This is a genomic window from Xanthomonas protegens (assembly GCF_038442435.1).
In the GTDB taxonomy this organism is placed as follows: domain Bacteria; phylum Pseudomonadota; class Gammaproteobacteria; order Xanthomonadales; family Xanthomonadaceae; genus Xanthomonas_A; species Xanthomonas_A sontii.
Map to the genome: position 1 here is coordinate 82,255 of NZ_JAQJCQ010000014.1, position 12,220 is coordinate 94,474.

The 12,220-nt window shown below is 69.2% G+C and carries 9 protein-coding genes; 6 read left to right on the forward strand and 3 right to left on the reverse strand.

Features of this window, described 5'->3' with window-relative positions:
• Nucleotides 1-15: 15 nt before the first annotated feature.
• Nucleotides 16-1,437 carry a chloride channel protein gene (locus PIQ37_RS15925; protein ID WP_342074195.1) on the forward strand — a complete coding sequence of 474 codons (1,422 nt, stop codon included), beginning with the start codon at nt 16-18 and terminating at the stop codon, nt 1,435-1,437.
• Nucleotides 1,438-1,625: 188 nt separating this feature from the next.
• On the opposite strand, the gene PIQ37_RS15930 is transcribed toward PIQ37_RS15925, so the two are convergent.
• Together PIQ37_RS15930 and PIQ37_RS15935 are read right to left on the reverse strand one after the other, a co-directional pair.
• Nucleotides 1,626-1,811: a 30S ribosomal protein THX gene (locus tag PIQ37_RS15930; protein ID WP_017911843.1), complete on the reverse strand. Its 186-nt coding sequence runs from the start codon at nt 1,809-1,811 to the stop codon at nt 1,626-1,628.
• A gap of 111 nt (nt 1,812-1,922) precedes the next feature.
• Entirely contained in the window at nt 1,923-2,336 is a 414-nt protein-coding gene (locus PIQ37_RS15935) for a MerC domain-containing protein (protein ID WP_019801916.1), read from the reverse strand.
• A gap of 155 nt (nt 2,337-2,491) precedes the next feature.
• On the opposite strand from PIQ37_RS15935, the gene PIQ37_RS15940 reads away from it, so the two are divergent.
• Entirely contained in the window at nt 2,492-4,564 is a 2,073-nt protein-coding gene (locus PIQ37_RS15940) for a TonB-dependent receptor (protein WP_342074196.1), read from the forward strand.
• 57 nt (nt 4,565-4,621) lie between these two features.
• On the opposite strand, the gene PIQ37_RS15945 is transcribed toward PIQ37_RS15940, so the two are convergent.
• A complete protein-coding gene (locus PIQ37_RS15945) occupies nt 4,622-4,954 on the reverse strand; it encodes a DMT family transporter (protein ID WP_010343489.1) in 333 nt (110 codons plus the stop codon).
• Nucleotides 4,955-5,424: 470 nt separating this feature from the next.
• Here PIQ37_RS15945 and PIQ37_RS15950 point away from each other — a divergent pair, with 470 nt between their 5' ends.
• From PIQ37_RS15950 to PIQ37_RS15965, 4 genes are all read left to right on the forward strand, one after another.
• A complete protein-coding gene (locus PIQ37_RS15950; protein WP_342074197.1) occupies nt 5,425-7,815 on the forward strand; it encodes a TonB-dependent receptor in 2,391 nt (796 codons plus the stop codon).
• Nucleotides 7,816-8,148: 333 nt separating this feature from the next.
• Nucleotides 8,149-8,982: a 2Fe-2S iron-sulfur cluster-binding protein gene (locus PIQ37_RS15955; RefSeq protein ID WP_342074234.1), complete on the forward strand. Its 834-nt coding sequence runs from the start codon at nt 8,149-8,151 to the stop codon at nt 8,980-8,982.
• Nucleotides 8,969-9,970 (forward strand): FAD binding domain-containing protein, encoded by a 1,002-nt coding sequence (locus PIQ37_RS15960; protein WP_342074198.1) that lies wholly within the window; start codon nt 8,969-8,971, stop codon nt 9,968-9,970. The genes PIQ37_RS15955 and PIQ37_RS15960 overlap by 14 nt, the downstream gene beginning before the upstream one ends.
• 22 nt (nt 9,971-9,992) lie before the next feature.
• Complete coding sequence (locus tag PIQ37_RS15965) at nt 9,993-12,188, forward strand: xanthine dehydrogenase family protein molybdopterin-binding subunit (protein WP_342074199.1); 2,196 nt, start codon at nt 9,993-9,995, stop codon at nt 12,186-12,188.
• Nucleotides 12,189-12,220: the final 32 nt, after the last annotated feature.

The following is a 12,220-nucleotide window of genomic DNA, read 5'->3' on the forward strand; positions in this document are numbered from 1 at the left end:
TGCGACAATGGCCGCATGCATTCGCCCGACTCCGCGCAACCACCGCGCCTGCGCCAACTGATCTCGCAGGAGAGCTGGAAGCAGCGCGCCGTGCTGTGGGGCGGCGCAGTGGCGGTGGCCCTGGTCTCCATCGTCTTCGCCAAGGCCAGCGACGCCGCCTTCCACGTGTTCCAGCGCATCACCGCGCATTCGCCGTGGTGGGCGCTGCTGCTGACCCCGGGCGTGTTCGCCCTGCTCGCCTGGCTGACCAACGGCGCGCTGCGCCCCACCCGCGGCAGCGGCATTCCGCAGGTGATCGCCGCGCTGGAACGCCCCGACGACGGCTTCCGCCAGTCCAACCTGTCGCTGCGCGTGTCCGCCGGCAAGCTGCTGCTGACCACCATGGCCCTGTTCGGCGGCGCCTCGATCGGCCGCGAAGGCCCCACCGTGCACGTCGGTGCCAGCCTGATGTACGTGTTCGGGCGCTGGTTCGGCTTCCGCGACGCGCGCCAGGCCAGCCACTTCCTGCTGGCCGGCGGCGCCGCCGGCATCGCCGCCGCGTTCAACACGCCGCTGGCCGGCGTGGTGTTCGCCATCGAGGAACTGAGCGGACGCTTCGAGCACCATTTTTCCGGCACCCTGCTGACCGCGGTGATCGTCGGCGGCGTGATCTCGCTAGGTTTGCTCGGCGACTACACCTACTTCGGCCGGGTCGCCACCGCCGGCCTGCCGCTGGGCAAGGCCTGGCTGGCGATCCTGCTGTGCGGTGTGGTCGCCGGCCTGCTCGGCGGCGCCTTCTCGCGCATGGTGCTGGCCAGCGCCGCCGGCAGGCCACGCTGGCTGGGCGACCTGCGCCGCCGGCAGCCGGTGCTGCTGGCCGCGCTGTGCGGCCTGGCGCTGGTGCTGCTGGGCCTGATCTTCGGCGCCGGCGCATTCGGCACCGGCTACGAGCAGGCGCGCAGCCTGGTGCAGGGGCACGCCAGCGTCGGCCACGAATTCGGCCTGATGAAGCTGCTCGCGAACCTGGTGTCCTACGTGGCCGGCATCCCCGGCGGCCTGTTCTCGCCGGCCCTGGCGGTCGGCGCCGGGCTCGGCCACAACCTGGCCGTGCTGATGCCGGGCGTGGACCCGCGCGTCTTCGTGCTGCTGGGCATGTGCGCCTATCTGACCGGGGTGACCCAGGCGCCGCTGACCTCGGCGGTGATCTCGCTGGAACTCACCGACAGCAGCGACATGCTGCTGCCGATCCTGGCGACGGTGCTGATCGCCCGCGGCGCCTCGGCGCTGGTCTGCCGCACGCCGATCTATCGCGGCCTGGCCGAGCTGTTGCTGGTGGCGCCGCCACTGGCACCCGCGCCGCCCGCCGAAGAGGACGCGCCGACCTCGCTGGTCGCCGATCTGGCCGGCAGCGACCACGACGACCGCGACGACGGCCCCAGCGCGCCGCGTCCGCACTGAGCGGCGGCTCGCCACGAGCGGCCGCGTGTCCTGAGCGGCGAACGAACGATCGGGGAGTTCGCCTCCCGCTCCATCCTCCTCGCTGCAGGACCTTCTGTCTCTGCCTCACGGCGACCGCCAGGCATGGACGCCAGGCATAAAAAAACGCGGCGCAAGCGCCGCGTTCTTCGTCGCAACCGGTGGCTGGCTCAGCCGGCCTTGGCGACCGTCTTCTTGGCCACGGCCTTCTTCACCGCCGGCGCCTTGACCACCGACTTCTTCGCGGCCGGCGATGCAGCGCCCACGGCTACCTTGCTCACGCTGTGCGAGCGCGAATTGCCGTAGCTGGCGTTGTAGCGCTTGCCCTTGGCGGTCTTGCGGTCACCCTTACCCATGCTCATCGACTCCTGAATGTGTTTGCGAAAACCCCCGCGAGATGCACGGGGTTTGGCGAGGCCAACGCGGTCAGCGCCCTCGCGCAAGGGCGGCAAGCCTACCACGTGCGCTCAATGGGCGCAGCTTGCGTCGTGCACGTGGCCGTGGTTCAGGCGCAGGTTGAGCAGGTGGGCCAGTCCGACCAGGGTGCCGCCGAAGGTCATGATCGCCGCGTGCGGCGCCACCGCGTGGTGCAGCGCCGGCACCAGCAGCCCGGCCCACAGTGCCAGCAAGCCGAGGATGAGCAATCCCAGCGCCTGCCACACGCGGTGCCGGCGATAGCCAAGCACCAGGCTGAACAAGCCCAGGCAGGTCACGAACAGTACCAGGGTGCGCTCCACGCCCTCGCCCAGCCACATCGCCAGGCCCAGCGACGGCAGCACCGCCAGCGCCAGCGGCAACACCGCGCAATGCACCGCGCACAGCAGCGAACCGGTGGCGCCGAGGCGGTCGAGCGCGGCGCGCAGATCGAACGGTGAGGACATGACGGTCGGCACGGGTTGAAAGTGTTACGGAATAATATAACATTCGGCCGCCGGCGACCAGCGCGTCCCGTGCCCCTTCCCCGACCGTCCACCGCCGCTGTGCGGTGCCGGCAGCGCGCACGTCGCCCCCGACTGTCCCTCCTAATGGAATGCCCATGCCCTCTCCCCATCCCGTCCTGCTCCGCCGTTCCGCCCTGTCCCTGGCCCTGCTTGGCCTGCTGAGCCCGTCGCTGGCCCTGGCCGCCGACCCGACCACCGCGACGACCGCAACCGACGCCACGCCGCCGGCCAGCGACAGCCGCCACGGCGCAGGCCACAAGCAGGACCGGCACGTGAAGGACATGGACCAGGTGGTGGTCACCGCCAGCCCGCTGCGCGATGCCGCCGGTGCGCTGAGCCAGCCGGTGGACGTGCTGGCCGGCGAGCGCCTGGACGAGAACCGCGGCGCCAGCATCGGCGAGACCGTGGCCAGCCTGCCGGGCGTGCAGAGCTCCAACTTCGGCCCCGGCGTGGGCCGGCCGATCATCCGCGGCCTCGACGGCCCGCGCGTGGCGGTGCTCAACGACGGCCTGTCCTCGCAGGACGTGTCCACCGTCAGCCAGGATCATTCGCCTGCCGTTGAGCCGTTCCTGGCCGACCAGATCGAAGTGCTGAAGGGTCCGTCCACCCTGCTGTACGGCTCCGGTGCGATCGGCGGCGTGGTCAACGTGGTCGACGGGCGCATCGCCGAGACCCCGGTCGACGGCGTGCACGGCCGTGCCGAAGCGCGCTGGGAAGGCGGCGACAAGAGCGGCAACACCGACATGTTCCGCGTCGATGCCGGCAACGGCAGCGGCCTGTCGATCCATGCCGACGGCGTGTACCGCAACCTCAAGGACTACGACACGCCGCAGGGCCCGCAGCTCAACTCGTTCGTCAAGTCCAAGGTCGGCTCGATCGGCAGTTCGCTGGCCGGCGACTGGGGCTTCGTCGGCGTGTCGATCTCGCGCTTCCGCGACAACTACGGCAACCCGGGCGAGCCGGGCGATCCGGCCGCCGGCGAGCGCGGCGTGTCGCTGCAGCTGCACCAGGACCGCTTCGAGCTCAAGGGCGCGTTGAACGATCCGTGGGGCGACGGCAGCGCGCTGCGCTACAGCTTCGGCCACACCGCCTACACCCACACCGAGTTCGAAGGCGCGGAAGTGGGCACCAAGTTCGACAAGCGCGCCAACGAAGGCCGCGTCGAGGCCTCCTTCGGCCTGGGCGGCGGCTGGCAGACCGCGGTCGGCGTGCAGGGCAGCGACTCGACCTTCCAGGCCACCGGCGAAGAAGCCTTCGTGCCGAAGACCGACACCCGCGCCATCGGCGTGTTCGCGCTGGCGCGCAACACCTGGGACCGCGTGCAGGCCGAGATCGGCGCGCGCGTGGACAAGACCAAGTACGAGACCGACACCGGCGTGGACCGCGATTTCACTCCGAAGAGCCTGTCGCTGAGCGGCGGCTTCCGCTTCAACGAGCAGTGGCGCCTGACCGCCAACCTCGACCACGCCGAGCGCGCCCCGGCCGAGGAAGAACTGTTCGCCAACGGTCCGCACATCGCCACCCTCGCCTACGAGATCGGCAACCCCGACCTGAAGACCGAGAAGGCCAATCAGGCCGAGCTGGGCCTGATCTTCAAGAACGACTGGGTCGACGCCAAGGTGGCCGGCTACTACAACCGCTACGACGACTTCATCTACATCGTCGACACGGGCGGCCAGTGGTTCCACGAGGAGGACAACGATTTCCTGCCGATCCGCCAGTGGACCCAGGCCGATGCGGTGTTCCATGGTTTCGAGGGCGAGGCCACCTTCCACCTGGCCGACAACGACAGCGGCGCCTGGGACCTGCGCGTGTTCGGCGACACCGTGCGCGCACGCCTGAAGGACGGCGGCAACCTGCCGCGCATCGCGCCGGCGCGCTACGGCGCGCAGCTGCGCTGGGACGCCAGCAACTGGCGCGCTGCGCTGGGCGCCACCCGCTACCAGAAGCAGGACAAGGTGGCGGTCAACGAGACGCCCACCGCCGGCTACACCCTGGTCGATGCGCATCTGGCCTATCACGTGGATGCGGGCAGCACCGCATGGGAAGTGTTCCTGGACGGCAACAACCTGACCAACCAGGATGCGCGCGTGCATACCTCGTTCCTCAAGGACGACGTCATGCTGCCCGGCCGCAGCGCTTCCTTCGGCGTGCGCCTGTTCTTCTGATCGGGCGGGTTCGCTGCAGCGTGACGAGGCCGCCTTCAGGCGGCCTCTTTTTTTCCGCTAATGCGGCGCGCTGCGCGAGAACACGTTGATCACCACTACGCCGGCCACGATCAGCGCCATGCCGACGATCGCCGGCGGGTCCAGCGCCTGGCCGAACCGCCACCACGCCAGCAGCGAGATCAACACGATGCCGATGCCCGACCAGAGCGCATAGGCCACGCCCACCGGCACGCTGCGCAGGGTCAGCGACAGCAGGTAGAAGGCGATGCCATAGCCGCACAGCGCCAGCAGCGTCGGCCACAGCCGGGTGAAGCCCTCGCTGGCCTTCAGCGCCGAGGTCGCGACCACCTCGGCAAGGATGGCCACCAGCAGGAACAGCCAGTTCTTCATTGCAGGACACTCCTGGACGCGCAGCGCGCCACGATAGCAAGCGGCGCGTGGCGACGATGGCGACGGCCCTTGTCCCGGATGCACGCTGCGCAGGAGCGGCGCGTTGCGTCCTTCTGGAAATCGACCGCGATCGGCATTCCGGATCATCTCTGTCACGGCTGCGTCTCTGTCACGGCTGCGTCCCTCCTGCGACGCCATGCATGACCACACGCATGACCAACCGAAGCGACGCCGCACTGCGCAGCACACGCCGCAGGTTGCGGTGCGATGGCGACCTGCCTGGGCAACCTGTCACGCAAACGCGGCCCGTACCGCGCTGCACAACGCTCCGATCGCCCGACGGCGTTACAAAGGGCGCCGCGCGTCGCCCCCTGCTTCGCGCCGTCCCGGCCGATGCGACGCGGCCGCGCGCCGCACGCGCGTGCCGCATCCCGGCCAATCGTTCCGAATGAAGAAAGGAGAGATTCTTCATGCATCTTGCGCCGCTTCGCCATTTGCTTGCCCTGTCCGTCGCCGCCGCCCTGCTCGCGCCCCCCGCGCTGGCCCAGAGCGCCGACGCACCCGCCGCGCCTGCAACGCAACCCGACGCCACCACCCTGGATGCCGTCGTCGTCAGCGGCACCGCGCGCTTCAAGGGCCTGCGCAAGCGCGACGCCAGCTTCTCGATCACCACCGCCACACCCGAGCAGATCCAGCAGGCGGTGCCTCAGAGCAGCGCCGACCTGCTGAAGATCGTGCCGGGCGTGTGGGCCGAGCCCAGCGGCGGCGGCACCGGCGCCAACATCTTCGTGCGCGGCATGCCGTCCGAAGGCGATGCGCCATTCGTCACCTTCCAGCTCGACGGCGCGCCGCTGTTCCCGCCGCCGACCCTGTCGTTCCTGGAAAACTCCACGCTGTTCCGCACCGACGACACCATCGAGCGCATGGAAGTGCTGCGCGGCGGCCCCAGCCCGATCTTCTCCAATGGGCAAGCCGGCATCACGGTGAATTTCATCCAGAAGAAAGGCCAGGACGAGCCGGAAGGCAGCGTACGCGTCACCGGCGGCAGCGACGCCCTGCGCCGCATCGATCTGTTCGACAGCGGGCCGATGGGCAACGGTTGGTACTACAGCGTCGGTGGCTTCTTCCGCGAGACCGACGGCGTGCGCGACCCGCAGTTCCCCGCCGACAAGGGCGGCCAGTTCAGCGCCACCCTGAGCAAGCGCTGGGACAGCGGCGAACTGTCGTTCTATGCGCGCCACACCGACGACAACAACGCCTTCTACACCGCGATCCCGTTGCTGTCGCGCAACAACGGCAACGACCTGTCCAGCTTCCCCGGCCTCGACGCGCAGCGTGGCACGCTGCTGAGCGACGACTTCCGCAACGTCACCCTGCCGGTCGGCCCGAACGGCCAGACCATCCAGCGCGATCTGGGCGACGGCCGCGGCGTCAACATCGACGTGTTCGGCGGCGAACTGAACTGGGAAGTGGGCGACTGGACCGTCGCCGACCGCTTCAACGTGATGGGCGGCACCGCGCCGACCTACGCGCTGTTCACCGGCGACGCGCCGCAGCGGTTGGGCGACTTCATCGCCGGCTACGGCAGCACCGGCAGCGCGCGCTATACCAACGGCGGCGGCGCGGTCGATCCGAACCAGCAGGTGCTGGAAGCCGGCTGGTGGTCGGTGGACAAGCGCCTGAACTCCTTCACCAACGACCTGCGCCTGAGCCGTGCGCTGTTCGCCGGCAACACCCTCACCGTGGGCAGCTACTACGCCAGGTACACCTCCAACGACACCTGGTACCTCGGCAACACCATGCTGCTGACCGCGCAGAACCATGCGCGGCGCATCGACGTGACCCTGGACGACGGCCGCCAGCCCACCCGCGATGGCTTCACCAGCACCGCCTTCCTGGCGCTGCGCGCGCACTACCGGGGCGAGAACGCCGCGGTGTTCGTCGCCGACGAATGGGAACTGGACGAGCGCCTGCGCCTGGACCTGGGTGTGCGCTACGAGCGCCAGCGTGTCACCGGCACGGTGCACGACACCGCCACCGTGGACCTGGACGGCAATCCGGCCACGCTCTACGACAATGCCACCTCGATCTCGCTGCCGAGCGCGCGGCGCATCGACCAGGACGACAATGCGCTGTCGTGGACGGCCGGATTGAACGTCAAGCTCGACACGCACAACAGCGTGTTCGCGCGGGTCAATTCCGGGGTCAAGTTTCCCGGCTTCGACAACCTGCGCGATGGGCAGACCAAGGTGCAGGACATCCGGCAGTACGAACTGGGATTGAAGTCGGGCGCGGCCAACTACGACCTGTACCTCACCGCGTTCTACAACACCTTCAAGAATTCGCCGTTCCAGGCGTTCCTGGCCAATGGCAGCAACTTCACCACGGTCGGCGATTCGCGCGCCTATGGCCTGGAGGTGGAAGGCGCGATCCGCCCGTTCGGCGGCTTCGAACTGGCCGGCACCGGGGTATGGCTCGACGCCAAGTACCGCAATTACCGCGAGTACACCGGCAACCAGGTCATGCGCCAGCCCAAGCGGCAGTTCCGGCTGACCCCGAGCTACTACTGGATGCTGCCGTTCGGCGACCTGCGCGTGTTCGCCACCTATTCCTACATCGGCGAACGCTACGCCGACCTGGCCAACAGCCAGCGCCTGCCGTCCTACGACATGCTGGACGTAGGCGCCAGCCTGCACAGCGGCGAGCACTGGGAGTTCACCGTCAGCGGCAGTAACGTGACCGATACGCTGGGCCTGACCGAGGGCAATGTGCGCGTGCCCGGCGCGGCCACCGGCGGCGTGTTCATGGGCCGCCCGATCGCCGGCCGCCAGTATCAGCTGTCGGTGGCGTATCGCTGGTAGCGCCGCCGGCATCGCAGACGCAGGTGATGCAACCGCTACTGCCGCGACAGGCGCGCTTCGGCGCCTGTCGCGGCGGCGGCCGTCCCGGCAAGCGTCAATGCGCACCGCACACGTGCCATTGCCGCCCCCAGGCAACGGCCCAATCGCCTCACTGCCTCGACACCCTGCCTTCGCGCCCTCTTCGCAATCCCTTCGCGGTATCGCCGCGATGCTGGCGGCCGGGTTCCGATGCGTGCCCGTACGCCGGCGCCGCGATGGCGCTGCTACCCAGGTCGACTCGCTTCCTGCGGCACCATGGCGCGCGCGGTGGCGGTCCCCAGGCAGGAGAGACCGATGCAGCATGAGCCCCACCGTTCCGATGACGCGTCCGGCGCCGCCGACAGCGCGCGCGACACCCCGCTGAGCGAGGACGAAGCCGCGCTCGCGCGTCGACTCGGCATCAACGGCCTCTCGCGCCGCGAATTCATTGCCTTGCTCTCGGCCGCCGGTCTGAGCAGCGCGGGCGGGCAGATCCTCTTCAGCGAGGCCGCGTTTGCCGCGCCGGCCGCCAAGGCCGCGCCACCGCAGAACGCCTTGCCCGTGGTCCTTGAGGTCAACGGTCAGCGCCACGCACTGCAGTTGGATCCACGGACCACGCTGCTGGACGCGCTGCGCGAACACCTGGCACTGACCGGCACTAAGAAGGGCTGCGATCACGGCCAGTGCGGCGCCTGCACGGTGATCGTCGACGGCGAGCGCCGCCTCTCCTGCCTGACCCTGGCCGCGCAGGCCGAGGACACGCAGATCACCACCATCGAAGGCTTGGCCGACGGCGAGCGGCTGCATCCTATGCAGGCCGCCTTTGTGCAGCACGACGGGTTCCAGTGCGGCTACTGCACCCCGGGACAGATCTGCTCGGCCGTGGCGCTGCTCAACGAGATCAAGCGCGGCGACGCCAGCCACGTCAGCGCCGACGTCAGCCGGCCGGTGACCGAGCTCAGCGACGCCGAGGTGCGCGAGCGCATGAGCGGCAACATCTGCCGCTGCGGCGCCTACCCGAAGATCGTCGCCGCCATCCAGGACGTGCACAGCGGCGGCGCGCCGCGGCCGCTGACCTGGCGCTATGTCGACCAATCCGAGCTGACTGCCCTGAAGATGGCGAAGGAGGTGGCCGATGACGCCGTTTAAGTATCAGCGTGCGACCTCGCCGGAAGACGCGGTGCGCCGTGTCGCCGCCAACCCGAACGCGCGCTTCCTCGGCGGCGGCACCAATCTGCTCGACCTGATGAAGGAAGGGGTGACCGGTGCCGACGAGATCGTCGACCTGACCCGGCTCAAGGGCCTGGCCGAGATCGCCGAAACCGCCGACGGCGGCCTGCGCTTGGGCGCGCTCGCCAATAACACGCAGACCGCCAATCATCCTCTTGTGCGTCAACGCTATCCGTTGCTGAGCCAGGCGATCCTGGCCGGGGCCACGATGCAGCTGCGCAACATGGCCAGCAACGGCGGCAACCTGCTGCAGCGCACGCGCTGCGGCTACTTCTACGACACCGCCCTGCCGTGCAACAAGCGCGAACCAGGCAGCGGCTGCGGCGCGCGCGAGGGGCTCAACCGCACCCACGCCATCTTCGGCCACAGCGCGCAGTGCGTGGCGGTGCATCCGTCGGACATGTGCGTGGCGCTCGCCGCGCTGGACGCGACAGTCAACGTACGCAAGCCAGCCGGCGCACACCGCGAAATCCCGTTCGCCGAGTTCCATCTGCTGCCGGACGCACGCGCCGACCTGGACAATCAGTTGGCGCACGGCGAACTGATCGAGTCGATCACCCTGCCTGCGCAGAGCTTCGCCGCGCACAGCCACTACCTGAAGGTGCGCGACCGGGCCAGTTATGCGTTCGCGCTGGTCTCGGTGGCCGCGGCGCTGGCGCTGGAACCGGATGGACGCATCCGCGAAGCGCGCATCGCCATGGGCGGGGTGGCGCACAAGCCCTGGCGCGCGCGCGCGGCAGAACGTGCGCTCGTCGGGCAGCACGTCGGCGAGACTGCCTTCGCCGCCGCCGCGCGGGCCGAGATGGCCGCGGCGCGGCCGCTGGCGCACAACGCCTATAAGATCCCGATGGGCACGCACGCGATGATCCGCGCCCTGCACCGCGCCAGCGGCAGCGACGCCGCGTGAGCGGCCAACCGGAGAACCGGCAATGAACTACATCGGCAAGGAAATGCGCCGCGTCGACGGCTACGCCAAGGTCACCGGCAAGGCGCGCTATGCGGCGGAGTTCCAGATCCCGCACCTGGTCCACGGCTACATCCTCACCAGCACCATCGCCAAGGGCCGCATCGTGCGCATCGACACCCGCGCCGCCGAAGCCGCGCCAGGCGTGATCAAGGTGCTGACCCACCTCAATGCGATCAAGCCGGTGTCCGACGCGGTCAAGAAGAAAGGCGAGGATCTGTCGTTCCGCGCCCTGGTCGACGATCGCATCCATTTCAACGCGCAACCGATCGCGGTGGTGGTGGCCACCACTTTCGAGCAGGCGCGGCACGCGTCGCGACTGATCCAGGTGGACTACGCCACCGAGCCCGCGCACACCGATTTCGACGCGCTGCTCGACCAGGCGCACGATCCGACCCCGGAAGACTCGCCCAAGCCGCGCGGCAACCCGGCGGCCGCGTTCGCCGCCGCGCCGGTGAAGCTGGAGGCCGCGTACACGATGCCGGTTGAGCACCACAACCCGATGGAGCCGCACGGCGGCATCGGCTACTGGATCGGCGACACCCTGACCGTGGTCAACAAGAGCCAGAACGTCTACCAGGACCGCGAGCAGCTGGCCGGCTACTTCGGCATTCCGATGGACAAGGTCAACGTGGTCTCGCTGTTTGTCGGCGGCGCGTTCGGCTCCTGCCTGCGCCCCAACTACTACACCTTCCTGCTCGGCGCGGTCTCCAAGGCGGTCGGCCTGCCGGTGAAGATCGTCTACACCCGGCGGCAGATGTTCAGCGGCCACGGGTACCGGCCTTACTACCGCGTGGAGCTGGGCCTGGGCGCCGATGCCGCGGGCACGCTGCAAGCGATCCGCTACCGGCACGTGCTCAACACCTCGCGCATCGAGGCGTTCAACGAGGCCATCTTCCGCAACGCGCGCTCGCTGTACGCCTGCCCGAACGTGGAGGACCGCTTCGAGGTGGTGGAGACCGACCTGCCGACGCCGCAGGCGATGCGCGCACCCGGCACCATCAGCCAGATGTTCGGCATCGAGTGCGCGATGGACGAACTGGCCTACGCGCTGAAGATGGATCCGCTGGAACTGCGCCTGGCGAACTACGCCGAGACCGATCCGGAGAGCGGCAAGCCGTTCTCGAGCAAGGCGCTGCGCGAATGCTACGCGCTCGCCGCCGAGACCTTCGGCTGGAGCAAGCGCACGCCCGAGCCGCGCTCCATGCGCGATGGCCGTCTGCTGGTCGGCTGGGGCATGGCCACCGGCACCTGGGCGTCGATGCAGATGCCGGCGCTGGCACGGGTGGTACTGAAGGCCGACGGCAGCGCCCGGGTCGGCAGTGCCACCTCCGACATCGGCCCTGGCACCTACACGGTGATGACCCTGATCGCCGCCGAGTATCTGGGCATCGACGCCAAGCGCGTGCAGTTCGAACTGGGCGACACGCGCCTGCCCAAGGCGCCGGCGCAGGGCGGCTCGTGGACCACCGCCAGCGTCGGCAGCGCGATCCATGGCGCGGCGCGCGAGATCCGCGGCAAGCTGCTGGAACTGGCCAGGCAGGATGGGCAGGCCGCATTCAGTGGGCTGGACGTGGATGCGGTGGAACTGGTCGATGGCCAGCTGCGCCCGACCGGCAAGCCCGAGGCCGGCCTGGACGTGGCCAAGCTGATGCGCCAGCACGGCCTGCAGGAGCTGGAGGTGGTGCACGAGTCCAAACCCTCGGCCGAGCGCAAGCAGTACGCCACCGCCGCGCACGGCGCGCAGTTCATCGAGGTCAAGGTCGATCCGGATACCGGCATGGTGCAGGTGACGCGGGTCATCGAAGCCACCGCCTGCGGCAAGATCATGAATCCGCTGACCTCGCACAGCCAGGAAATCGGCGGCGTGGTGATGGGCATCGGCATGGCGCTCAGCGAAGGCACCGAGATCGACCATCGCTACGGGCGCATGCTCAACGCCTCGCTGGCCGACTATCACGTGCCGGTCAACGCCGACGTGCACGAGATCCACACCATGTTCGTCGAAGAGGACGACACCATCGTCAACCCGCTCGGGGTCAAGGGCATGGGCGAACTGGGCATGGTCGGCATTCCAGCGGCCATCGCCAACGCCGTGTTCCACGCCACCGGCAAGCGCATCCGCGACCTGCCGATCACCCCGGACAAGCTGATCGGCTGAGTGCGATCGCCGCGTGCTGCGCCGCGTTTTTG